At 71.5% G+C, this 23466-nt stretch carries 23 protein-coding genes and 1 pseudogene; 17 read left to right on the top strand and 7 right to left on the bottom strand.

Going from position 1 to position 23466, the window contains the following annotated elements; genetic code table 11:
* Positions 1-167: 167 nt before the first annotated feature.
* Together M1L60_RS44045 and M1L60_RS44040 are read right to left on the bottom strand one after the other, a co-directional pair.
* Positions 168-947 (bottom strand): SAM-dependent methyltransferase, encoded by a 780-nt coding sequence (locus M1L60_RS44045; RefSeq protein WP_253243585.1) that lies wholly within the window; start codon positions 945-947, stop codon positions 168-170.
* Positions 948-974: 27 nt separating this feature from the next.
* Positions 975-1724, bottom strand: a complete 750-nt coding sequence (locus tag M1L60_RS44040; RefSeq protein ID WP_253243584.1) for an AMP-binding protein — start codon at positions 1722-1724, stop codon at positions 975-977.
* Between the two features lie 14 nt (positions 1725-1738).
* Here M1L60_RS44040 and M1L60_RS44035 point away from each other — a divergent pair.
* A pseudogene (locus M1L60_RS44035) lies at positions 1739-1924 on the top strand (VOC family protein); the annotation flags it as partial.
* Here M1L60_RS44035 and M1L60_RS44030 read toward each other — a convergent pair.
* Complete coding sequence (locus M1L60_RS44030; RefSeq protein WP_253243583.1) at positions 1911-4076, bottom strand: MMPL family transporter; 2166 nt, start codon at positions 4074-4076, stop codon at positions 1911-1913. The pseudogene M1L60_RS44035 and the gene M1L60_RS44030 sit on opposite strands and share 14 nt — an antisense overlap.
* Positions 4077-4220: 144 nt before the next feature.
* Between M1L60_RS44030 and M1L60_RS44025 the strand changes: the two genes are divergently transcribed.
* The 8 genes from M1L60_RS44025 (at position 4221) to M1L60_RS43990 (ending at position 14767) form a co-directional block, all read left to right on the top strand.
* Positions 4221-5375 carry a sensor histidine kinase gene (locus M1L60_RS44025; RefSeq protein WP_253243582.1) on the top strand — a complete coding sequence of 385 codons (1155 nt, stop codon included), beginning with the start codon at positions 4221-4223 and terminating at the stop codon, positions 5373-5375.
* A complete protein-coding gene (locus tag M1L60_RS44020; RefSeq protein ID WP_253243581.1) occupies positions 5372-6058 on the top strand; it encodes a response regulator in 687 nt (228 codons plus the stop codon). Before M1L60_RS44025 ends, M1L60_RS44020 begins: the two co-directional genes overlap by 4 nt.
* A gap of 131 nt (positions 6059-6189) precedes the next feature.
* Positions 6190-7401, top strand: a complete 1212-nt coding sequence (locus M1L60_RS44015; RefSeq protein ID WP_253243580.1) for a pectate lyase — start codon at positions 6190-6192, stop codon at positions 7399-7401.
* A 77-nt stretch (positions 7402-7478) separates the two neighbouring features.
* Positions 7479-8405 (top strand): carboxypeptidase-like regulatory domain-containing protein, encoded by a 927-nt coding sequence (locus tag M1L60_RS44010; protein ID WP_253243579.1) that lies wholly within the window; start codon positions 7479-7481, stop codon positions 8403-8405.
* 132 nt (positions 8406-8537) lie between these two features.
* Positions 8538-9275, top strand: coding sequence for an SDR family oxidoreductase (locus M1L60_RS44005; protein ID WP_253243578.1), 738 nt, complete (start codon positions 8538-8540; stop codon positions 9273-9275).
* A gap of 41 nt (positions 9276-9316) precedes the next feature.
* Positions 9317-10822 (top strand): DUF3375 domain-containing protein, encoded by a 1506-nt coding sequence (locus M1L60_RS44000; RefSeq protein ID WP_256518630.1) that lies wholly within the window; start codon positions 9317-9319, stop codon positions 10820-10822.
* Positions 10815-11453, top strand: coding sequence for a DUF4194 domain-containing protein (locus M1L60_RS43995; RefSeq protein ID WP_253243576.1), 639 nt, complete (start codon positions 10815-10817; stop codon positions 11451-11453). Before M1L60_RS44000 ends, M1L60_RS43995 begins: the two co-directional genes overlap by 8 nt.
* Positions 11450-14767 (top strand): ATP-binding protein, encoded by a 3318-nt coding sequence (locus M1L60_RS43990; RefSeq protein ID WP_253243575.1) that lies wholly within the window; start codon positions 11450-11452, stop codon positions 14765-14767. Before M1L60_RS43995 ends, M1L60_RS43990 begins: the two co-directional genes overlap by 4 nt.
* Positions 14768-14773: 6 nt before the next feature.
* On the opposite strand, the gene M1L60_RS43985 is transcribed toward M1L60_RS43990, so the two are convergent.
* Positions 14774-15157 (bottom strand): DUF2255 family protein, encoded by a 384-nt coding sequence (locus tag M1L60_RS43985; protein ID WP_253243574.1) that lies wholly within the window; start codon positions 15155-15157, stop codon positions 14774-14776.
* Positions 15158-15329: 172 nt separating this feature from the next.
* Here M1L60_RS43985 and M1L60_RS43980 point away from each other — a divergent pair, with 172 nt between their 5' ends.
* From M1L60_RS43980 to M1L60_RS43970, 3 genes are all read left to right on the top strand, one after another.
* Complete coding sequence (locus M1L60_RS43980; RefSeq protein WP_253243573.1) at positions 15330-16166, top strand: alpha/beta fold hydrolase; 837 nt, start codon at positions 15330-15332, stop codon at positions 16164-16166.
* An 11-nt stretch (positions 16167-16177) separates the two neighbouring features.
* Positions 16178-16897, top strand: a complete 720-nt coding sequence (locus M1L60_RS43975) for a hypothetical protein (protein WP_253243572.1) — start codon at positions 16178-16180, stop codon at positions 16895-16897.
* Positions 16898-17025: 128 nt separating this feature from the next.
* Positions 17026-17619 carry a hypothetical protein gene (locus M1L60_RS43970; RefSeq protein WP_253243571.1) on the top strand — a complete coding sequence of 198 codons (594 nt, stop codon included), beginning with the start codon at positions 17026-17028 and terminating at the stop codon, positions 17617-17619.
* A 56-nt stretch (positions 17620-17675) separates the two neighbouring features.
* On the opposite strand, the gene M1L60_RS43965 is transcribed toward M1L60_RS43970, so the two are convergent.
* A complete protein-coding gene (locus tag M1L60_RS43965) occupies positions 17676-18854 on the bottom strand; it encodes a hypothetical protein (RefSeq protein ID WP_253243570.1) in 1179 nt (392 codons plus the stop codon).
* 146 nt (positions 18855-19000) lie between these two features.
* Between M1L60_RS43965 and M1L60_RS43960 the strand changes: the two genes are divergently transcribed.
* The 3 genes from M1L60_RS43960 to M1L60_RS43950 are packed head-to-tail and all read left to right on the top strand — an operon-like array spanning position 19001 to position 21854.
* A complete protein-coding gene (locus M1L60_RS43960; RefSeq protein WP_253243569.1) occupies positions 19001-19822 on the top strand; it encodes an alpha/beta fold hydrolase in 822 nt (273 codons plus the stop codon).
* Entirely contained in the window at positions 19822-20592 is a 771-nt protein-coding gene (locus tag M1L60_RS43955) for an SDR family oxidoreductase (protein ID WP_253243568.1), read from the top strand. The genes M1L60_RS43960 and M1L60_RS43955 overlap by 1 nt, the downstream gene beginning before the upstream one ends.
* Before the next feature lie 11 nt (positions 20593-20603).
* Positions 20604-21854 carry an FAD-binding oxidoreductase gene (locus M1L60_RS43950; RefSeq protein ID WP_253243567.1) on the top strand — a complete coding sequence of 417 codons (1251 nt, stop codon included), beginning with the start codon at positions 20604-20606 and terminating at the stop codon, positions 21852-21854.
* A 21-nt stretch (positions 21855-21875) separates the two neighbouring features.
* Here the strand turns inward: M1L60_RS43950 and M1L60_RS43945 are convergent, their stop codons facing one another.
* Both M1L60_RS43945 and M1L60_RS43940 read right to left on the bottom strand, forming a co-directional pair.
* The gene (locus tag M1L60_RS43945) at positions 21876-22283 is read right to left on the bottom strand and encodes an SDR family NAD(P)-dependent oxidoreductase (protein WP_253243566.1); all 408 of its coding nucleotides are present in this window, start codon (positions 22281-22283) and stop codon (positions 21876-21878) included.
* A 12-nt stretch (positions 22284-22295) separates the two neighbouring features.
* Entirely contained in the window at positions 22296-22427 is a 132-nt protein-coding gene (locus M1L60_RS43940; RefSeq protein ID WP_253243565.1) for an SDR family oxidoreductase, read from the bottom strand.
* 64 nt (positions 22428-22491) lie between these two features.
* On the opposite strand from M1L60_RS43940, the gene M1L60_RS43935 reads away from it, so the two are divergent.
* A complete protein-coding gene (locus tag M1L60_RS43935) occupies positions 22492-22698 on the top strand; it encodes a hypothetical protein (RefSeq protein WP_253243564.1) in 207 nt (68 codons plus the stop codon).
* 451 nt (positions 22699-23149) lie between these two features.
* On the top strand, positions 23150-23443 hold the full coding sequence (locus M1L60_RS43930) for a hypothetical protein (protein WP_253243563.1): 294 nt from the start codon (positions 23150-23152) through the stop codon (positions 23441-23443).
* Positions 23444-23466: the final 23 nt, after the last annotated feature.

Raw genomic sequence — 23466 nt, 5'->3', positions numbered from 1 at the left:
TCGGTCCGCGCCACCGACGGCGCCGGCCAGGTGCAGACCGAGGCCCGGGCCAAGCCCTTCCCCAGCGGCGCCACCGGCCGTCACACGATCACGGTCACGGTCGGCTGACCCCGGATCCGAGGTCAGCCGACGTCGGCGCCGGGTCAGGCGAGGCCGGGAACACGACCCTAGGGCTTGCGGCCGACCGCGCAGTAGACGTCGAGGGGCTCGGCCTCGGCGCCCGGCTCGGGGCGCCACAGGGAGGTCGACACCACGCCCGGTTCGAGCAGGTCGAGGCCCTCGAAGTAGCCGGCGATCTCGTCCGGGGTGCGCAGGTTGTACGGGTGGCCGCTCTGCTTGGCCACGCGCTGGCTCTCCACGCTCTGGGCGCTGGTGCTCGTGCCGTCGCTCACGGCCAGGTAGCTGCCCGACGGGACGGCGGCCAGCAGGCGCGTGACGATCGAGCGGGCCTCGTCGTAGTCGGCCACGTTGCCCAGGATGCCGATCATGGTCAGCGCCACCGGCCGGGTGAAGTCGAGGGTCTGGGCCGCCTCGCGGAGGATGCGTTCCGGGTCCTGCACGTCGGAGTCGACATAGGCCGTCTCGCCCTCGGGCGAGCTGGTCAGCAGGGCGCGCGCGTGCACCAGCACCAGCGGGTCGTTGTCGACGTAGACGATCTTGGAAGCGGGGGCCACCCGCTGGGCGACCTCGTGGGTGTTGTCGGCCGTGGGCAGGCCGGTGCCGATGTCGAGGAACTGGCGGATGCCCGCCTCGCCGGCGAACAGCGTGACCGCCTGCTTGAGGAACCGGCGCTGGGACTGGGCGACCCCGACGATCTGGGGGTTGGCCACGCGCAGCGCCTCGCCCAGGTCGCGGTCGACGGCGAAGTTGTCCTTGCCGTTGAGCAGGTAGTTCCACACCCGCGCACTGCTCGGCCGGCTCGTGTCGATGCTGGGTTCGGTCATCATGAAGCCCTTCGATGAGGCGGCCGTCAGTCAGTGATCATAGGCACTCGGTTTCACGCTGGACAGTCGCACCACCTTCCCGGTGGCCGTCCGCCGCAGTGCTGCGACAACGGTGATGTCGCGCGGCCGCTCGGCCCGGGACAGCCGCGGGTCGAGCCAGGCGCGCAGTTCGTCAGCGGTCAGCGACCGGCCCGGACGGAGTTCCACGGTGGCCCGCAGCCGTGGGCCGAACTCCTCGTCGGCGACCGGTTCCAGCAGGGCGTCGGCCACGTCCGGGTGGCTGGTCACGATCGTGGTCACCGGACCGGCGTACACGTTCTCGCCGCCCGGGACGATCATGTCGTCGAGCCGGCCGTCGACGAAGAGCCGGCCGGCGAGATCGACGTGGCCGAGGTCGCCGGTCGGTAGCCACTGCCCGTCCGGGTGCCAGCCCCGGACCTGGATCTTGCCGATCCGGTCCGGCGGGAGCGGTGGGCCGCCGGGTTCGACGACCCGGAACCGTACGCCGCGAGGGGCCCGGCCGACCGTGCCGGGCGCCGCCCGTAGGTCGGCCGGGGTGGCCATCGCCGCCCAACCGGCCTCCGTAGTGGCGTACATGTTGAACAGCCGGCCGGGCAGCCGCTCGTTCAGTCGTTCGCACAGGTCGGCGGGCAGTGGAGCGGCGCCGCTGACCACCCCGCGCAGCGAGTCGAGGGCGGGCCAGCGGGCGGCGGGCATCTGCCGGCCGAGGTCGACCTGCGTTCGACCGGCCTTCGCGTACGCCTCGACTCGGCCGCGCACACCGAGGCCGTGTCGACGGCCGCGCGCGGCGCCGGCAGCGCAACCGCATCCACTTCGAACTCGCTGTGCCCTCGGATCTCGCGCCGGCGCGCCTCGCCACGATCCTCGCCGCCGGTGGCCGGCTCCTGGACGATTCGGAGACGCGCCGGCGCATCGCCGATCCCGAGGGCAACGAGCTGGTGCTCGTCAGCGTCCCGTAGCCACGAGGTCCCTCTCGACATCACGACCGACTTCTTCTTCAGTACGCAGCTTGTCGCCCTCGACGTCCACGTCCGGCATGATCCGGTCGAGCCATCGGGGCAGCCACCACGCCCGCCGGCCGAGCAGGGCCATCACCGCCGGCACGAACGTCATCCGCACCAGGAACGCGTCCAGCAGGATCGCCACCGCGAGCGCGAACCCGATCGACTTGATCTGCGCCTCCGGGGCCAGGATGAAACCGCTGAACACGCTGACCATGATCACTGCGGCCGCGGTCACCACCCGGGCGCCGTGGCTGAACCCGTCGACCACCGCGGCCCGCGGTCCGGCCCCGTGCACGTGCTCCTCACGCATCCGGCTGACCAGGAAAACCTGGTAGTCCATGGCCAGGCCGAAGACGATGCCGATCAGCAGCACCGGTAGCAGGCTCATGATCGGGCCTGGCTGCTCCACCCCGACCACGCCGGCCAGCCAGCCCCACTGGAAGACCGCCACGACCACACCGAAGGTGGCCGCCACGCTGAGCAGGAATCCGCCGATCGCCTTCAGCGGCACCAGCACCGATCGGAACATCACCATCAGCAGCAGCATCGCCAGCGCCACGATCACGAGCAGGTACGGGCCGACCGCGTCGCCCATCCGCTGCGACACGTCGATGTTGGCCGCCGTCGTGCCGGTCACCAGCAGGTCGGCCCCGGCCGGCCCGTCCAGACCGCGGATCGCGTGCACGAGGTCGGTGGTGCCCTGACTGTCCGGCCCCTCGGCCGGGACGACCTGCAGGATCGCGGTGTCCCCGGCCGGGTTCGGCACCGGCGGGCTGACCAGCGCAACCCCGGGCAGCGCCCGGATCGTGTCGGCCGCGGCCGTGGCCGCCGCCTGATCGCCGCCGTCGACCACGACCACCAGCGGACCGTTGAACCCGGCCCCGAACCCCTCGCTGGTCAGGTCGTACGCCTTGCGCTGGGTGGTGTCCGGTGCGGCCACGCCGTCGCCCGGCAGGCCGAGCCGCAGGTCCAGGGCCGGGATCGCGATCACGGCCAGGGCCAGCACCGACCCGGCCAGCGCCAGCCACGGCCGCACGGTGACAGCCGTCGCCCAGCGGCGGCCCGCCGACGACGCCTCCGGGTCTTGGGTCCGGCGGCCCGCGCCGCCGGTGATCCGGGCCCCGGCGAAGCCGAGCATCGCCGGCAGCAGGGTCAGCGCGACCAGCACCGCCACCACCACGGCGCCCGCCGCGGCCAGGCCCATCTGGGTCAGGAACGGCACGTTGGCCACCGCCAGCGCGGCCAGCGCGATCACCACGGTCGCGCCGGCGAAGGTGACCGCCGAGCCGGCCGTGCCGGTGGCCCGGCCCGCCGCCTCCAGATGGTCGCGGCCCAGGGCCAGCTCGTGCCGGTAGCGGGACACGATGAACAGCGCGTAGTCGATGGCCACGGCCAGGCCCAGCATCAGCGCCAGGATCGGGGTGGTGCTGTTGACGTCGGTGAACGCCGAGGCGACCAGCACCGAGGTCATCGCGACCCCCACGCCGACCAGGGCGGTCAGCAGCGGCAGGCCCGCCGCCACGAGCGACCCGAACGTGATCAGCAGGACGATCGCGGCGACCGCGAAGCCGATCACCTCGGTGAGGCTCTGCTCGGGCGCGGTCTCCAGCGCCTCCCCGCCGACCTCCACGGTCACCCCCGCCGACCGGCCGGTCTCCGCGGCCGCGGTCAACTGCTCCCGGGCCCCCTCGGTCAGCCCCACCGCCGGCACCCGATACGTGATCTCGGCGTACGCGGTCGTCGCGTCCCGGTTGATCGAGCCCTCGAACGGGTCGGTCACCTGCGCGACCTGTTCGGCGCCGCGCAGCCGCTCCACGGTCGCCGTCACCGCGGCCCGGTTACCGGCCTCGGTCAGCTTCTCGCCGTCCGGCGCGGCGAACACCACGCGGGCCTGCGCACCCCCGGCTGCGGCCTGTGGGAACGCCTCGGCGAGCACGTCCTGCGCCCGCTGCGACTCCGTGCCGGGCAGCGAGAAGCCGTCGACGGTCGGCTCGGACAACAGCACCGCGCCCGCGCCCAGCAGGGCCAGCGTCGCGAGCCACAGGGACAGGACCAGTCGTCGCCGGCGGAAGGCGAGCTTGCCCAGCCGGTACAGGTAGGTAGCCATGCCGGAAACCCTTCCGGGCCGGGCCCGGCGGGACATCGTACGCACGCAGGCTCTTCCTACCATCGCCGTGGTATCCCGCAGGCCGCCTCGAATACCACTGCAGTAGGACGTCAACGCCCGCCCGGGCCCGTACGGTGCAGGGTGATGAGCACCTGGATGGCTACCTGCAAGCGGACTTTTGTGCGGCCGCTGGTCGTCGACGTCATGCTGGCCGGTCTGCTGACCGGGGCGGTGGTGACCAAGGCGGGCGGCCTGAGCAGCCCGCACGACGTCGTTGTGGCCGTCTGCGCGCTCGCCGCCGGGCTGCTGCGCCGGGTGCAGCCGATGCTGGCCCTGGTGGCGGCGACCGCCATCGCGGTGGTGGCCCTGGTCAACGACGTGCACAACCCCGGGGTCCTGGCCGCGGTCGGCATCGTCACCTACTGGATCTCCGAGCGCACCGACCGGCGCAAGGGTGTGCTGTGCGCGATCGCCGCCGCGTCGACGTTCTATCTGGCCGGGGTCCTCAAGACCGGCGCCGACTGGTGGAGTTTCGACGCCCTGGCCATCTTCGCGTGGATCTTCCTGGCGGCCGCCGCCGGCGAGGCGGTCCGCACCCACAAGGCGTACCTGAAGGAAGTGGAACAGCGGGCCCACAGCGCCGAGCAGACCCGCGAGGAGGAGGCCGAGCGCCGGGTCCTGGCCGAGCGCGTCCGGATCGCCCGTGAGCTGCACGACGTCGTCGCCCACCACATCGCCGTGATCAGCGTCCAGGCCGGCGCCGCCGCCCACGTCCTGCACCGCCGGCCCGACCAGGCCGTCTCGGTGCTCGAACACATCCGCGAGGCCTCCGACAACGTGCTCAAGGAGATTCAGTCGGTGGTCGGCGTGCTGCGCAACCCGGGTGAGCTCGACCCGACCGAACCGGTGCCCGGTCTCGACCGGCTGCCCGACCTGCTGGACGCGCTCGGCAAGAGCGGCTTCACCGTCCGGCACAGGTGCTCCGGGACTCCCCGCGAACTACCCGCCGTCGTCGATCTGGCCGCCTACCGCATCGCCCAGGAGGCCCTGACCAACGCCCAGCGGCACGGCGCCGGGGGCGCCCGCCTGCACGTCGGCTTCGAACCCGGGGAGGTCACCGTCGAGGTGGTCAACGACATCCGTCCCGGCGAGCCGGCCGCCGGCTCCGGCTACGGGCTGCTCGGCATGCGCGAACGCGCCTCCGCGGCCGGCGGCGAGTTCACCGCCGCCCCCACCGGTGACGGCCGCTTCCTGGTCCGCGCGGTCATGCCCGCCCCGGCCGCGGTGGTGCCGGCGTGAGCATCCGTGTCGTGCTGGCCGACGACCAGGCCCTCATCCGGGCCGGCTTCCGCCTGATTCTCGACTCGGAGCCCGGGTTCACCGTCGTCGGTGAGGCCGCCGACGGTCGCGAGGCCGTCGACCTGGCCCGGAGCGAACGCGCTGACGTCGTGCTGATGGACATCCGCATGCCCCGCCTCGACGGTCTGGAAGCCACCCGCCGCATCGCCGCCGACGAGAACCTGGCCGGCGTCCGCGTGCTCGTCCTCACCACCTTCGAGAACGACGAGAACGTCGTCCGGGCGCTGCAGGCCGGGGCCAGCGGTTTCCTCGGCAAGGGCGTGGCCCCCGGCGACCTGCTGCACGCCGTCCGGGTCGTCGCCGCCGGCGAGGCCCTGCTCTCGCCGCGCGCCACCCGGGGCCTGCTCAGCCATTTCCTCGGCGGGGGCGGCCGGCCCGCCCCGGTGACCGTGGCCCCCCGGCTCAGCCTGCTGACCGACCGCGAACGTGAGCTCATGGCGCTGGTCGCGCACGGCCTGTCGAACGACGACATCGCCGTCCGGCTGCACCTGTCGCCGCTGACCGTCAAGACCCACGTCCACCGGGCGATGACCAAGCTCGATGCCCGGGACCGGGCGCAGCTCGTCGTGCAGGCGTACCAGTACGGGCTGGTTCGTCCGGGTGACCCGGTCCCCGCGAGCTGATTACGGGCTCGTTAAATGCAAATCCTGCAACTCCTTGTCTTGATATCGACACATGCCTATCGTCCGGAGGTAAGCGCTTTCCTGTCGTGGGGAGGGCGGCGCGCACCCCCGATGATGGAAGCGAGACACGGATGAAACGAACAGTCGCCCTCCGATGGTCGGCCGGCGCCGCCACCGGGCTCACGGCCGCCGCGATCATGCTGACGCTGCCGGCCACGCAGGCCCTCGCGGCCGACAACCTGAGCCTCAACGGCGGCGCCGACGGCTCCAGCAAGGCCAGCGGCACCAGCTACGGCAACGTCAAGGACGGCAACACCGGCACCTACTGGTCGCCGAACGGCTCGACCGGGTACGTCTCGGTCAAGTGGAGCAGCGCCACCACGGTCTCGTCGGCCACCATCCGGCACGCCTCGGGCGGCGGCTCGATCAGCGCCTGGCGCGTGCTCAACGGCGACTCGGGCTCGGTGCTGGCCAGCGGCAGCGGAACCCCGGGCACGATCTCGTTCAGCTCGACCTCGCTGAAGAAGCTCACCCTCGACATCACCAGCGCGTCCGCGGCCCCGCGGATCGCCGAGTTCGAGACGTACAACGGGGGTGGCGGCACGACCCCGACCACGCCACCGACGACCACGCCGCCCACGACCACCCCGCCCCCGAGCAGTGGCACGCCGACCGGCGCCTGGCCGTCCTCGGCCGGATCGGTCAGCATCTCGGGCACCGTGAACGTCTCGGGCACCTTCGACGGCGGCATGAAGACGTACTGCTGCATCGGTGACGGCTCGCAGAACGAGTCCCAGGACCCGATGTTCAAGATCGCCAACGGCGGCATCCTGCAGAACGTCATCCTCGGCTCCCCCGCCGGCGACGGCGTGCACTGCGAGGGCACCTGCACCATCCGCAACGTGTGGTGGAACGACATCGGTGAGGACGCCGCGACGTTCAAGGGCACCGGCGGCGGCACCAGCTACGTCATCGGCGGCGGGGCCCGCAACGGCAGCGACAAGACGTTCCAGCACAACGGCAACGGCACGGTCAACATCTCGGGCTTCTACCTGAGCGGGTCCGGCAAGCTGTACCGCGGCTGCGGCAACTGCACGAACTCGTACACCCGCCACGTGCGGATCGACAACGTGCTGCTGAACGACATCGACATGGTCGCCGGCATCAACTCCAACTGGGGTGACACGGCCACCATCACCCGGGTCGTCCTGAGCAACGCCTCGGGCGCCACGGTCTGCGGCAAGTACCAGGGCGTGGCCAAGGGCAGCGAGCCCAAGTACCTGGGCGCGGGCTGGAACGACGCCAACTGCAAGGTCAGTCAGAGCGACATCACGTACCGCTAGGCAATGCCCGCGACCCGCTCGGCGCGCTGCGCCGGGCGGGTCGCGCGGTCCACTGTCGACCGGGCATAGTGCTCGCCATGCTTCTGCCGGCGACTTTCCGCGCCCTGCTCACCTCGATCGTTCCGCTCGCGACGACGATCGCGCTGTCCACGGCGCCGGCGACGGCCGCACCGACGCCCGTCCGTATCCTGAGCGTGTCGGCCGAGAACGTGAAGCCGGGCGAGACGGTGCGCGTGAAGTTCCGCGTCACCAACACCGGGAAGGCCACCGAGACGGCGATCGTCGTGGTCGGGGGCGGGCTCGAGTGCCAGGCCGGGTGCCGGGCCGAGCCGAGTCTCGGAGCGGGTAGGAGCCGGAACTTCGAGGCCAAGCTCGTGGCGCCGTCGGCCGGACCGGGTACAACCGGTCTCAACATCTCGGCCGCCGTACGGCTCGGCGGTCAGAACTATTTCGATCACAAGACGGTGTACGTCAGTAACTCGGCCCCTTCCCCGTCCAAACCGGACAAGACGCTGGTCTCGCGGGTATCCGGCCGAGTCCGTGACGCCGACGGGAAGGCGATCAGCGGCGCGGCCCTGACCGTCCGGGACAGCGCCGGGCACAAGTACCGCGCCACCAGCGACCGCAGCGGCCGCTTCTCCGTCACGTCGAAGGCCGACCAGCCGATCGCCGCCGGTCCGATCACGGTCGTCGCGGCCATGGACGGCTACCGCACCGCGCGTAAGAGCCTGACCGGCACCGCCGGAGGCACAGCGAGCACGCTGCTCACCCTGACCGCCGTGGCCAAGGTCCGGCCGTCGCCCGTCGCTACCGTGAGCCCGCTCGCGGCAGCGGCCGAGCCCGAGACGATCGCGCCTACGACGACCGCGCCGCCCGACCTCCAGGCCGTCAGCGACGAAGGCAGCGGTTCGATGCCGTTCATGGCGCTGGGCGGCTTGCTGATCGCCGTGGGTCTGGGCGCGATCGCCCTGGTGGCGATTCGCCGCCGACACGCTCGGTCTTGATCCAGAGCGGGCCCGTCCCGAATGCCGATCCTGCCCTTGACCAGGCACGCGACGCCTCGTATCGTCCTCGCCACACGGTATTTCTCACCTTGAGGAAAGCCGCTTCCCGCAGAGTGAGAGATGGGGCGCCGCGTGGACACTGTCTTCATCCCGGGCGCGACCTCCGGCATCGGCCTCGGTCTGGCCCTGCGCCTCCAGGCCACCGGCAGCCAGGTCATCGTCGGCGGCCGCCGCACCGACCTGCTGCAGAAGATCCGCGCCGACCACCCCGGCCTCGACACCGTACGCATCGACACCTGCGACCCGGCCTCGATCGAGACCGCCGCGGCCGAGGTCCTCGACCGCCACCCCGGGCTGGACACGCTGATCACGATGGCCGGCATCATGCTGACCGAGGACCTGCGCGACCCGTCCTTCCTGGCCACCGCCGAGAACACCGTGACCACCAACCTGCTCGGCCCGATCCGCCTGGTCGCCGCGTTCCTGCCCACCCTGCTCCAGCAGCCCCGGGCCACCGTGATGACCGTGACGTCCGGCCTGGCCTACGTGCCACTGCCGGCCACGCCCACGTACAACGCAACAAAAGCGGCAATCCACTCCTTCACTGAGAGCCTCCGCGTGCAACTCGACGGCACCGCCGTACGCGTCATCGAATTGGCCCCACCCGGAGTCCGGACGACGCTGATGAACCAGCAGGACGACCCCACCGCGATGCCCCTGAACGACTTCCTCGACGAGGTGATGGCCCTGCTGCAGACCCAGCCGGACGCCCCGCAGATCCTGGTCGAGCGGGTCAGATGGCTCCGCGACGCCGAGGCCGAGGGCCGCTACACCGACGTCCTCGACGTCCTCAGCGGCCGCCACCGCTGACCACCGGGGCGGGTGCGACCGCCGTCACGCGAGGCGGCTTCATGTCGTACCCACGTCGTAGGCTGCCGTCGATGGTCACACGAGGGGTAGAAGGCGCCTACCTGGGCGCACTGCGGGCTTTTCAGAATCCCATGCTCGCTCTCCTCCATCAGAATCACGCTCCGTTCGTGGTGACCGTGCTGGCGATGGTGTTCACCGCCGAGCGGCCGGCAGTGGCCGTGGCCGACACCCACGCCGAGATCAACGACGCGCTCGAGCAGTTGCGGGCCGCGGGTCACGAGCCGCTGCCGGCCGGGAACGCGCGTGACCTGTGCCGGCAGTGGGTGCAGGCCGGGTGGCTGATCCGGCAGGTGTCGGACGACGACGTCGAGGTCTACCGGCTGTCCGCGTACGGTGTCGGCGCCCTCGAAATTGCCGGCCGCGTCGGTGGCGTGCGCACGAGGGTGTCGCAGTCCCGGGTCCGCACCCTGCTCGAGGCGATCGAGCGGCTCGCCCGCGACGCCGACCCCGACGCGGGGGCCCGCATGCAGCGTCTGCACGACGAGATCGACGTACGCCGGCGAGAGCTCACCCGGCTCGAGCAGGGCGGCCCGGTCGAGACGGCCGAGGACGAGCAGCTGCTCGAAGCGGCCGAGAACGTGCTCCACCTGGCCCGCGAGCTGCCCGCCGACTTCGCCCGCGTGGCCGAGTCGATCAAGGCGATCCAGCGCGACGTGGTGGCCGAGCTGCGGCACGACGTCCGGCCGACCGGCGACGTGCTGCGCGAATACCTGAGCCGCGGCCAGCAGATTCTCGACGCCACGCCCGAGGGCCGGGCCTTCGCCGGGGCGTTGCGGCTGATCGGCGACCCGGCCCAGATCGACGACATGTGGGGTCAGGTGCGCACGGTGCTGCGGCACCGGTTCGCCGAGCTGCTGCCGGAACAGCAACGGCGCGAGCTCAACGAGATCTCCCGCCGCATCGAACAGGGCGTCAAAGAGGTGCTGACCGCCCAGCGGCAGGCCTCCCACGTCATCACCAGCCAGGTCCGCAACCACGACCCGATGCGCGACCGTCAGGTCGACGAGCTGCTCCGCAGCGTGATGACCAGCCTGCACAAGTGGGTTCCGGGCTCGCGGCGGGGCGAGGCCGTCGACCCGCTGCGTCGCCTGCCCGTGGCCGACGTCGGGCACCTGCGGCAGCGGATGAGCGACCTGCAACCGCCCCAGCCGCCCGAGCCGTTGCGCGAGTGGGACGACGACGCCGACCTGCCGTCCGCGGACACCCGGGCCTGGGGCGGCCCGCGCTACGCCGAGCTGCGCGAGCATCTGACGGCCTTCGCCGGCGAGACCGGCACGGTGGATGTGACGGCCGCGTTCCGGGCCGCGGCCGAGGACCTGCGGCGGCCGGTCGATCTTCTCGGCCTGCTGGAAATCGCGTACGACTCCGGGCTGACCGAGACGGCCGAGATCACGGTGGTCGACACGGTCCGGCCCGATCAGACCCGGCGACGATTCGCTCTCGGCGGCGCGACGGCGACGGTGGAGAGGAGCGGCGACGATGACTGAGCCGGACACCGGGTTCATCGACCCGATCTCGATGGAGGACGACCCGGCCGAGCTGTTCGCCGGTGACGCCGGCACGCTCGACGCGGAGGTCCGCCGGGTGCTGGTCCAGCTGCTGCGGCGCAAGTTCCTGCGGGCCGACAAGCATTCGGCCCAGTGGCGCACCCTGCTCGAGAACCAGCAGATCATCGCCTCCCGGCTCAACGACCTGTTCGTCCGCCTGGTGGTCGACCACGACCGCGGCGTCGCCTACAAGGAGCAGGTGCGCCCGGCCGAGCTGGACGTGCCGATCCTGCTCAAGGACGACCCCTACAACCGGGCCGAGACGCTGGTGCTGGTCCACCTGCGCACGGTCTTCCAGCGGGAACGCGGCACCGGCGAGACGTCGGCCCGGGTCGACGTCGAGGAGCTCGAGCAGACCGTGCTGACGTATTTCGACCCGGAGGACCGCAACCTGGCCCGCGGTCAGCAAGAGGTCCGCAACGCGGTGCAACGCCTGGTCACCGAGGGTCTGCTGGTCGAGGAGTCGGCCGGTCGCTACCGCATCACGCCGCTGGTCGAGGTCGTGCTCAGCACCACCAAGCTGGCCGAGCTCGAGCAGTGGCTGCGCGAACGGAACGAGGCCCCGGCATGAGCATGATCGACACGTTGTTCGGGCTGATCCCGGCCGCCTCGCGCGGTCAGCAGTGGGTGGCGCGCGACCTGCAGCTGGTCAACTGGGGTGGCTACGACGGCTATCACCGCCTGCGCCTGGCGCCCGGTGCGACCCTGCTCAGCGGTGGTTCCGGCTCGGGCAAATCGACGCTGATGGACTCCTACATCGCGCTGCTCATGCCGCACACGACCCCGTTCAACGGGGCCTCCAACGGTGGCGTGATCGGCCGGCCCCGGGGCAAGGACCAGCGCAACATCCTGTCGTACGCCCGGGGCAAGCTCGACGAGTCGCGGTCCGGTGGCGAGACCAAGTTCCGCGTACTGCGCGGCGACGGCCGCGACACCTGGTCGGCCATCGCGATGACCTGGGCCGACCAGTCCGGCGCCGAGTTCACCGCGCTGCGGGCCTGGTACGTGCCGTCGTCGGCCCGCACCCTGGACGACGTGACGACGGTCCGCGCCACCTGCGACCACGCGTACGCCCTGCCGACGCTGGAGGGCCCGGCCAAGAACCGGCTCGCCCGGGCCGAGGTCGTGGCCACCGGTCTGACCTGCTTCGACACCGACCGCGACTTCACCGCGCGGCTGCACAACTCGCTCGGCATCGGCGCCGCCGGTGACGGGCACAAGGCCGTGGCGCTGCTGGGCCGGATCCAGGCCGGTCAGCAGATCACCACCGTCGACGCCCTGTACAAGACGATGGTCCTCGAGGAGCCGTCGACCCTGGCCACGGCCGACGCGGTGGTGCAGCAGTTCGACGAGCTGTCCGGCACCCGCACCCGCATGATCACGGCCCGCCAGCAGGTGAAGGCGCTGACCCCGATCCGCGGGCACCGGCGGACGATCGACGACGCGGCCGAGACGCTGCGCCTGATCGACGAGGTCGGGGCGTTCACCGACACGTCGTCCCCGGCGTCGTTGTGGCGGCACGAACAACGGCTCGACATGTTGCGTACGGCTGAGGAAGATCTGGCCGGACAGCACCGGCGGGCCGAGGCCGAACTGTCGGAGATCAACGCCCAGGTCGCGGCGGCCGAGACGCAGCTGTCGGCGGCGACCGACACGCTCCGGGCCTCCGGCGGCGACCGGCTCGAGACCGCCCTGCGCGAGGTCCGCGCGGTCGAGCAGCGGTTCGAGGACGTCAAACGCGCGCGGGCCCAACTGGACGGCGAGCTCACCGGCATCGGCGCCGCCGTCGCGACCGGGGACGAGTTCGCCGCGCTGGTCGAGACGGCACACCGGGCGCTCGGTGACACCGACGCCCGTACCACCGCGCAGGACGAGTTCGCCGAGGCCAAGGCCGAGGCGAAGCAGGCCGAACGCGATCTGGTCGCCTGGCGGGCCGAGCACGCCGCGGTCAAGGCGCGCCGGGGCAACATCCCGACCGAGCTGCACGTGGCCCGGGCCATGCTGGCCGAGGCGGCCGGGCTCACCCCGGCCGACCTGCCGTTCGTCGGCGAGCTGATCGAGGTGCAGACCGAGTTCGAGCCGTGGCGCGGGGCGTTCAACCTGGCCCTGGGCGGGTTCGCGACCCGCATGCTGATCGACGCCGGGCGGCTGACCGAGTTCCGCGAGGCGATCAACGCGGTGCCGACCGCCCGGCGGATCCAGTTCGAGGGTGTCCGCACCGGACTGCGCGACGAGGTCAGGCCGGACCGGAAGACCCTGGCCGGCCGGCTCGACTACCAGCCGTCGCCGTTCACGGCCTGGCTCCGGGGCGAGCTGGCGCGGCGGTTCGACTACGTCTGCGTCGACACCCCCCGGCAGTTGTCGCAGCACCCCAAGGCGCTCACGATCACCGGCCAGATGTCGCAGGGCGGCCGGGGCGCCCACGGCGGCAGCGGCCGGGCCAACGTCCTCGGTTTCACCAACAACCGGCTGCTGACCGACCTCGAGGACAGGATCGTCGAGGGCGCCCGACGCCTGACCGAGGCGACCGAGGCGGTGGCCGGGACCCAGCAGAACCTCGAATCGTTCGAGACCAGGCGCAGCACGTATCAGTATCTGACCAAGCTGTCGTGGGACCAGGTCGACGTCGATGCTGTTGTCGCGCAGCGCGACCGCTGGAACCGGGTGGTCGACGAGATCCGTTCCGGCAACCCCAAGGTCGATCAGCTGCAGCGTCAGGTGGACGACCTGCGGACGCGGGTCCGGCAGCTGACCGAACGGGTCGGCCGGCAGAAGGACCAGGTCGAGAAGCTCGGCGGGTCCTGGGAGTCGACAGTCGACGAGGTGGACCAGGCGCAGCGGGCGCTCGACACGGCCGCGCAGTCCGGCGTCGAGGTCAGCGACGACCATCGGGCTTACCTCGAAGCGCTGATCACCGACAACGCCGCCGCGTTCGACACGGCCGTGAAGCAGGCGGCCGAACGGCTCCGCGCAAACCAGCAGGCGGCGGCCGACAGCGCCCACCGCGCGCGGAACTCGCTGCTCGACATCTTCGCGACGTTCCTCGAGCGCTGGCCCAACCCGAACCTCGGCACCGATCCGGACGCCGCCTACCGCGACTTCGACCGCCTGCTGACCGACCTGGAGACCAGCGGCCTGCACGAGCTCGAGGCCGAATGGCGCGACAGCCTGCTCAAGCTGTCCGGCAACGACCTGACCGGCCTCGACAGCGAGCTGGCGGCCGCGGTCCGCGAGATCCGGGACCGGATCGACCCGGTCAACCGCATCCTGGCCGACCTGCCTTTCGCCGACGACCGCCACCGGTTGCGCATCGACCCGCAAGAGAGCCATTCCACCGTACGGGCCCGGTTCCGCAAGGAGTTGCGCGAGATCCGCGCCCACATCGACCAGGCCGCCACCGACACCGACCGGGAACGCGCCTACGGCCGCATGGCCAAGGTGATCGACCGCATCCGGCGCACCGCTCCCGACTTCGCCGACCTGGTCGACGTCCGCACCCACGTCCGGATCAGCGCCGAGAAACGCGACATCGACGGCAACCACGTCGCGGTGTACGACCACATCGGCGAGAAGTCGGGCGGTGAGTCCCAAGAGCTGGTCGCCTTCATCGTCGGCGCCGCCCTGCGCTACCAGCTGGGCGACGCCGGGGCCGCCCGCCCCCGCTACGCCCCGGTGTTCCTCGACGAGGCCCTGATCAAGGCCGACGCCCACTTCACCGGCCGGGCCATCGGCGCCTGGCGCGGCCTGGGCTTCCAGCTCATCATCGGCGCCCCCAACGACAAACACAGCGCGATCGAGCCCCACGTGGATGCGGAATACCTCATCCTCAAGAATGCACAGGGCCGCTCCTGGGCCAAGCCCCTGGTCGGCCTGCCCGACGCCTGAGCCCCGTCACCGCGATGACGGCCGGACCGGGTCGAGCCGCACCGTCGTCGGCCGCGCGGTGGGGCTGACCAGATTGCCGACGAACTGGGGTTGTGCCTCGTACTTGGTGCGGTAGGCGAGGTCGACGTCGTCCTGCAGGTGCTCGTCGGTCACCGGCGTCAAGGTGACCGGCACCTCCTCGTCGTCGATGATCACCGCAAGCCCGCCGGGTCCGGTCGCCCGGCTGTACCAGGCCGAGGCCGGGCCGTGCGACGAGCGGATATAGCTGCCTCCGTCCGCGTCGACGGCCCAGATCGGGGTCCGCCACGGCGAACCGTCGGGCCGGACGGTCTGGATGATCACGGTTTCGGTGTCCCGCAGGTGCGCCCGCAGACGCGTTTCGACAGACATGCGGTTACTGCCCTCCTGTGTGTCGGTCTGTTTTCGAAGCTACGAATTCGGCGCGCGGCACGCATAAGTCGTTCGACCGGGCCTGACGCCCGGGGCAACACGGACAAGTCGTCCTACCTATGACCGGTCGCCGACGGCGGGTCACTCTGGATCCGACGAAGGGAGAACGATCGTGGAGAGCTACGCGACGGCCAAGAACTCAGTGGTCACGGCGGCTGACGGCAACGACTACGCCTACCGCGAGACCGGCGCCGGTGAACCGCTCCTGCTGCTGCCGCACTTCCGCGGCAACCTCGACAGCTGGGATCCCGCGCTGGTGGACGCGCTGGCGGCCGAGCGCCGGGTCATCGCGTTCGACAACGCCGGGGTCGGTGGCTCGTCGGGCCGCACCCCGTCGACCGTGGCCGAGATGGCCCGGGACGCTCTGGTGTTCCTCGACGCGCTCGGCGTCGGGCGGGCCGACGTGCTCGGGTTCTCGCTGGGCAGCTTCGTGGCCCAGGAGGTCGCGTTGATCCGCCCCGACACCGTACGCCGGCTGGTGCTGGCCTCGGCCGCACCGCAGGGCGCGCCGGGCATGCACGGCTGGGCGCCCGAGGTGATCGGAGCGGTCGGCAAACCGGAGACCGGACCGGGCGACTATCTCGGTGTGTTCTTCACCGGCTCGGAAGAGAGTCGCACGGCTGGGCAGCAGGTGCTGGGTCGCCTGTACGCCCGCACGGAGGACCGGGACCAGGCCACCACCTGGCAAACCCGCACGGCGCAGTACGACGCCATCTGCGCCTGGGGCATTCCCGATCACGGGCGGCTCGAGCGCGTGAGCGGGATCGCGGCGCCGACGCTGGTCGCCAACGGCGACAGCGACCCGATGATCCTGCCCCGCTACACCCACCTGCTCGGCGGGCTCATCCCGGACGCGCGGGTCGTCATCTATCCGGACGCCGCCCACGGCTTCCTGTTCCAGCACCGCGCCGCATTCGCCGGCGACGTCCTGAGCTTCCTGCGATCCTGAGGAGAACTGTCATGTCCGATCTGCTGGACGAGGTCCTGGCCGCCTACGGTGGCCGTGCCGCCTGGGAACGGGCCAGCCAGATCACGGCGCGCCAGTTCTTCGGTGGCGCGCTGTGGGCGCTGAAGGGCCACCCGGGCGCCCTCGACGACGTGCAGGTGACCGTCAACCTGCACCGCGAGCACACCCGCCAGGAACCGTTCTTCGCCGACGGGCACCACACCGACTTCACCCCGGACCGCATCGCCGTCGAGGATGACAACGGAGCCGTCGTCGAGGAGCTGCTCGACCCGCGGGCCTCGTTCGCCGGGCACGACTTCGCGACGCCGTGGACGCGGCTGCAGCTGGCCTACTTCTCCGGCTACGCCATGTGGACGTATGTCACCGAGCCCATCTCACTCACGTTCCCGGGCGTGCGGGCCGACGAGATCGGCGGCTGGATCGAGGACGGCCGCGACTTCCGGCGGCTGGTGATCACGTACCCGGACGACATCGCCACCCACAGCTCCCGGCAGACGCTGTACATCGGCGACGACGGGCTCATCCACCGCCGCGACTACACGGTCGACATCGCCGGCAAGACCCCGGCCGCCGAATACACCTCGTCCTTCGTCGAGGTCTCAGGTCTGACCATCCCTACCACCCGGATGATCTACCCACACGACGAGAACGGCGCCCGCGTGCCCGAACCGCTCGTGGTCTCCATCCACCTCACCGACATCAAGGTGTCTTGACGAATGGGGATCACCCACCTGATGCGGCGGCGGTGACCAGCCGCTGACCATGTCTACCTTTCGGGTGAGATCCGGCCGAATACCTGCGAACTGTCGTCATGACCCGGCCGGTCCTCGCTCTTCCCTTCATGGCAAAGATTCCGCACCTCCTCCGTATGGCGGCGCTGACCGGCCTGCTCGTCTCCGTGATCGGCCTGCCGGTGGCCGGCGGCCCCGCCTCCGCGGCCCCCGCCGCCCCGCCCTCCCCCGTCGCGACCGTCAGGGCTCCGGCGCTCAGCCCGGCCGCCGTCATGGTCATGCGCCGGGACCGCGACGCCGTCTGCGTCAACGCTCACGTCCAGAACGTCGGCTGGCAGGGCTGGCGCTGCTCCAGCAACCGCCGCGTCGCCGTGGCCGGCACCGTCGGCCGTTCCCTGCGTCTCGAGGCGCTGGCCGTCTCGACCCGCCGCGCCGGCGGCCTGTGCGCCCAGGCCCACGTGCAGAACCAGGGCTGGCAGCGGACCAAGTGCACCGGACGGCAGGGCAACCTCGCCGTCGGCACCCAGGGCCGCTCGCTGCGTCTGGAAGCCCTGCGGCTGAGCGCCCTCCCGGGCGTGTGCGCCCAGGCCCACGTGGCCAGCGTCGGCTGGCAGGGGCTGCAGTGTGCCCGCCGCACCGGGCAGATCCAGCTCGGCACCGTCGGCCGTTCGCTCAGCATCGAAGCCGTGCGCGTGCTCGCCTGAGAGCACTGACAGAGGTGACGGCCCCACGGACCAAGGTTCGTGGGGCTGTTCCGGTGCTACCGGCCGGCCGGGGCGGAACGTCGGCGGCGGCCGGTCAGGGCCAGTACGGCGCCGCCCGCCACCAGCAGGCCACCGGCCGCCGCGAGGGCGGCCACCGGGGCGCCGGTGATCGGCAGGCCCCCACCGGCACCGCCCCCGTTGTCGCCGCCGCCACTGTCGCCGCCGGCCGGGCCGGTGGCGCCGGTTGTCGTGGTGGCGGCCGTCGCGGCGTACTCGTGAGCGACCCCGCTCGAGGCCCGCGCGACAGCCGGGGCGATCACGCGGTAGTCGCGCGTGCCGGCGAACGAGGTTTCGAACGTGTACTTCCCGTCCTGGCGGGCTTTTGTCGTCGCGACCGTGCGCCACGTTGTCCCGGTGCGCTCCTGCAGTTGCAGTTCGCGGGCAGCGTCGGCCTCCTCGAAGGTGGGGCACGGGCCCGGGTCGCACAGGCGGCCGAGCTTGACGGCCTCGCCGGTCACGGTCACCGTGCCGCCGGTCGTGGCCCGGGCCGGGATCTTCGCGGTCAGCCGGCTGCCCGCCACCGAGGCGCTGGCGACCGTGTAGCCGTACCAGCCGTTCGGGGCCGAGCGCACACCGACGTCGACCGGCGACCGGCGGGCCGGCACGACGAACGAGGTCTCGGTGGTGGGCGGGGCCAGATCCTCGTACTCGTTGAATTCGAAGAGCGAGGCGACGGGGATGTAACGCGGCGGGCCCGGGGTGTCAAGGGGGTCGCCCGGGTTGGGGTCGGTGTAGGTGCCCGGCCGCCAGGTCATCAGGATCGACCCGTCCTCGCGGGGCACCACGCCGACGATGCGGGCGGCCGGGTCGCGGTCGGTGTCGAAGACCGGTGAGTACGCCGGATCGCTGATCTCGCCGCCGTCGGCGTCGATCGCCACCACGCGTACGCGGTAATCGGTGTCGTACAAGCCCTGCCACAGCAACGTACGGTCGGGCTGGTCGGCCTCGACGATCTTCGGCCCCACGTTCGCGGGCGCATCGTCATCGGCCCGGACGAGGGTGACCCGGTTGCGCGTCACGCCGGTCTCGGCCCAGGTGATCGCCACGTCGGTGTGCGCGTCCGAGGTCCAGGCCACGCGCACGTCCGAGGGCGCGGGCACGGCCGGGGCGAGCGCGGCGGGCACGCCGGCCACGGCAGGGGTCAGGGCCAGCACGGCCACCAGGTTCCCGATCACGCAGGGGAGCCTAGCGGTCGTTGATCATCTCCGCGGCCCCGCTCGGCTCGGAAGCACCGGACGACACCAGTCAATGCACGTATGCGCGTCCGCTCCGAACTGGCGAATGTAGGAGCAGCCAGAACGGCAGCGGAGAGGACAGCGACATGCCTTACATCACCACCACCGACGGGGCCGAGATCTTCTACAAGGACTGGGGCAGCGGGCAGCCGGTGATCTTCAGCCACGGCTGGCCCCTGAGCAGTGACGCCTGGGACGTGGAGCTCAAGCTGATGGCCGACCACGGTTTCCGGGCCATCGCGCACGACCGGCGCGGGCACGGCCGGTCCACGCAGACGTGGCTGGGCAACGACATGGACACGTACGCCGCGGATCTGGCCTCTCTGGTCGACCAGCTCGGGCTGAAGGATGTCATCGTCGTCGGCCACTCCACCGGCGGCGGCGAGGCGGTGCGGTTCGCGGCCCAGCACGGCCGGGGCAACGTCGTGAAGGTCGTCACGGCCGGGGCGATCCCGCCGGTCATGATCAAGTCGGACAGCAACCCGGACGGCGCCCCGATCGAGGTGTTCGACGCCATCCGGGCCGGGGTGGCCGGTGACCGTTCGCAGTTCTACCAGGATCTGGCGTGGCAGTTCTTCGGGGCCAACCGGGCCGGTTCGAAGATCTCGCAGGGCCAGCGGGACCAGTTCTGGCGGCTCAGCATGCAGGTCGGGCTCAAGGCGGCGTACGACTGCGTGGCCGTCTTCTCCGAGACCGACTTCACGGAGGACTTGAAGGCGCTCGACATGCCGATGTTCATCGCGCACGGCAGCGACGACCAGATCGTCCCCATCGCCGACGCCGCGCTCAAATCGGTGCAGCTGGTCAAGAACGCCACCCTCAAGGTGTACGAGGGCGCGCCGCACGGCATCGCGGGCGACTACCAGCAGGAGTTCGACCTGGACCTGCTCGAGTTCATCCGCGGCTGATGACTGACACCCTGATCGCGCCCGAGTGGGCGCAACCCGGAACCGATCTGTCCGGGTCCACTGTGGTCGTCGTCGGCGGGGCCGGCGGCGTGGGCGAAGGAATCGTACGGGCCCTGCTCGTCGCCGGCGCCACCGTCGTGGCCACCTCGCGCTCGGCCGGGCGCCTCGAGGAATTCGCGCGCCGCATCGACGATCCGCGGCTGCACGTCCGCGAACTCGACCTGCTCGACCCGAGCCTGAGCGAGGAGGCGGCCGCCCTGGCCACCGAGTTCGGCGGCCTGCACGGCGTCGTGATCAGCGTGGCCGACTGGGGCCGGCAGGGCCGCAAACCGTTGCTCGAGCTGACCGATCCGGAGTGGGAGGACCAGCTGCGGCAGAACCAGACGACGGTGTTCCGCGCCTACCGCGCCTTCGTCCCGCTGCTGGACGCGGACGGCATGATCCTGCAACTCAACGGGCTGTCGGCCGACCTGCCCTTCCCGCTGGCGGCGGCGGTCGCCGCGGGCAGCGCGGCCACGAAGTCGCTGACCCGCACGCTCGCGGCCGAACTCGACGGGCGCGGGCCGCGCGTGTACGAGCTGGTGCTGGGGTTCATCCGCACCCGCCCGCGCCGGCTGGCCGGCATCGACGACCCGAACTGGATCCCGGCCACCGACGTGGGTGTGCACGTGGCCGAGGTGGCCGCCGCGACGAGCCCGATCGCCGGCCACACCCTGCACTACTTCATCGACCAGACAGCCGGCCCCCGAGCCGCCGCGGACCAGGGCTGAGGGGTACGGCGATGCTCGACATCATCCGGCCCGGCGATCCCGCCTACCGGTCCGTCCGGCACGTCTACACCGCGACCGGTTCGCCGGCCGCGGTGGTCCGGCCCCGGTCGGCCGACGAGGTCGCCGCGGCTCTCGGGTTCGCCCGGGAGTCCGGCGGCCCGCTGGCCGTCCGCAGCGGTGGCCACGGGATCAGCAGTGTCGCCACCAACGACGGCGGCACGGTCATCGACCTGTCCCGGCTCGACGCCGTCGAACCCCTACAAGACAATTTGGTACGCATAGAGCCCGGCGCCCGGTGGGGCGATGTCGCCGCCGAGCTGAGCCCGCTGGGGCTGGCCATCAGCTCCGGCGACTCCGGCGACGTCGGGGTGGGCGGGCTCGCCACCACCGGCGGGCTCGGGCTGCTGGGCCGGGCCCACGGCCTGACCATCGACCGGCTCACGTCCGCGGAGCTGGTAACCGCCGACGGCACGATCCGGACCGTCGACGCCGAGCACGAGCCGGAGCTGTTCTGGGCCATACGCGGGGCCGGGGCCAACATCGGCGTGGTCACCTCGTTCACGTTCCGAGCCGCCCGCGTCCCGGTCGTCGCGCACGCCACCTTCCAGTACCGCGTGCCCGACGTGGCCTCGTTCCTGCGGCGCTGGGGCGAAACCGTGGAAGCGGCGCCGCGTACGGTCTCGGCGTTCCTGTATCTGCTGGGTGACGGGGTCGCCCTGGCCACCGTGGTCGTCACCGACGCGGACGCCGAGCCCGCCCTGACGCCGTTCCTGCGGGTCGCGCCGCTGCTCGGCCGGCACGTCCAGCTCACGCCGTACGCCTCGGTGGTCACCGCGACGCACGCCCCACAGACCGGCCAGCAGCGGGCGCGCACCCACAGCGGCCTGGCCGTCCACCTCGACGAGCCGGTCGCCGGCCGCATCGCCGACCTGGTCGACGCGGGCTTCGGTCAACTGCTGCAGATCCGTTCGGCCGGCGGCGCCATCAACGACGTCCCACCCGACGCGACGGCGTACGCCCACCGCCACCAGAACTTCTCGATCACCGCGGTCGCCGCCCCCGGCCGGACGGATTTCGACGCCGCCTTCGACAAGCTGCGGCCGGCCCTGGACGGTCTCTACCTGAGCTTCGAGTCGACCTTCACCCCGCAACGCCTGCTCGAGGCCTTCCCACCCACAACCCGGCAACGGTTACGGGCCGTCAAAGCCGCAGTCGACCCGGACGACCTCTTCCACCAGAACTTCCCGGTCAGCGCCCACTAGGACTCGACGAGGGGCTGTTGGCTATTTCGGCCAGTAAGGCCTCCACTTCCACCGCATCGAGCCCGCGGGCCAGCTCGTGGTCGGCGCCGTCCTCGAGATCGAAGTCGACATCGAAAGGGAACTCCGTTCTGGAGAGCCGGACACTTGCACCGCGATTGTTGGGGAACTCGAAGTTCCACCAGGTCGGGTTATGAGAACGACGGCCGCGCCGCAGTTCTCGAGGTGGCCCGGCTTCGTGACGTCGCATACCACGGAGAGCACCTTCGCCCCGGTTTCCGCGCACAACGCGGCCGTCTCGGCCAGGCGTTCCTCGTGCCGGTCGGAGATGGCCAGCGACGCCCCCTCCTGAGCCATCCGGATGGCGTTCTGGCGGCCCAACCCCTTGCCCACGCCGGTGATCATGACGACTTTGCCGTTCAGGCGGCTCATGGTTCTTTCTTCTCAGGCGGTGGTGCCTCCGTCGGCCAGCAGGGTGCTGCCGGTCATGAAGGTGGAAAGGTCGGACGCGCAGAACAGGGCCACCCGGGCGATGTCGTCGGGGGTGCCGGCGCGGCCGATCGGGCCGAGCAGCATCAACGGAGTCGGCGAGGTCCACGCCGGCCGCTGGCGCGGCCAGGATGTTGCCCTCGGTCGGCACGTGACTCGGGGCCACCCCGAGCACCCGGATGCCCAGCGGCGCCAGGTGGGTGAGGCCGCCGGCAACGCCAACCACTCGGCGGTGCGATACCACTTCGGCGGGCGCGATGGGCTGCTGCGGGCGATGATCTCGCGGCACCTCGACGCCGTCCTCGAACAACGACGGGTCTCCCCCGCCGGCGACTGGGCGATGTGCGCCGGTTCGTGATGCCGTCGATGCAGGTGCTCGACGCGCTGCCGCGGCCGAGCCGGCGGGCCCGCTTCCTCGGCCAGGCCCTGCACGAGCCGGCCACGCTGCCGCTGGTGCTGGCGCTCTTCGACGACCAGCCCGACCAGCTGCGGATCCGGCGGTCGCTGATCACCCGGCTCAAGCACCTAGACCAGGCCGTCGTGGCCGGCCGGGCCCGTGACGTCACGCCTCGACTGACCCCGCGGGCCGAGCGCTCCTCCCCCGGCGGCTCGATCCCGACCGCCCCGGCTACGTCGTGGTGCCCGGGGCCGGCGGGCCCGTCACCGGCGATCCGGACGAGGGCGTGGAGACGATCCCGGTGCTGCTGGCCCGCTTCGCCAACTCGGCGGCCTCTTCGAGTACGAACGCCGCGGCATCGTCTGGCGCAATTCCGGTCGTACGCCCGCGGTGATCTGAAAGGACTTTTGCCGTGCCACCCCTTCTGGGCACCTGGGACATCAGCCTGAGGACCCCGATCGGCACCCTGACCGCCGTCTACGTCTTCACCGAGTCCGGCGGCACCGCCGCGACGAAATCCGAGACGGTGCCGCTCGCCGACCTCACCTTCGACGGCACCCGGGCGACGTGGCGGCAGTCGGTGACCCGACCCATGCGCCTGAACCTCGATTTCGACGTGACCGTCGACGGAACGACGCTGACCGGCCACTCCCGCGCCGGTCGGCTGCCTCGCACGACAGTCACCGGCATCCGTCGCGCTGATTAACCGGTTAAGAACGCTTCCGCCCG

The sequence above is a fragment of the Paractinoplanes aksuensis genome (assembly GCF_024137025.1).
Lineage (GTDB): Bacteria > Actinomycetota > Actinomycetes > Mycobacteriales > Micromonosporaceae > Actinoplanes > Actinoplanes aksuensis.
The sequence above is the reverse complement of the archived record's forward strand: the minus strand, read 5'-3'. Positions and strand labels throughout refer to the sequence as shown.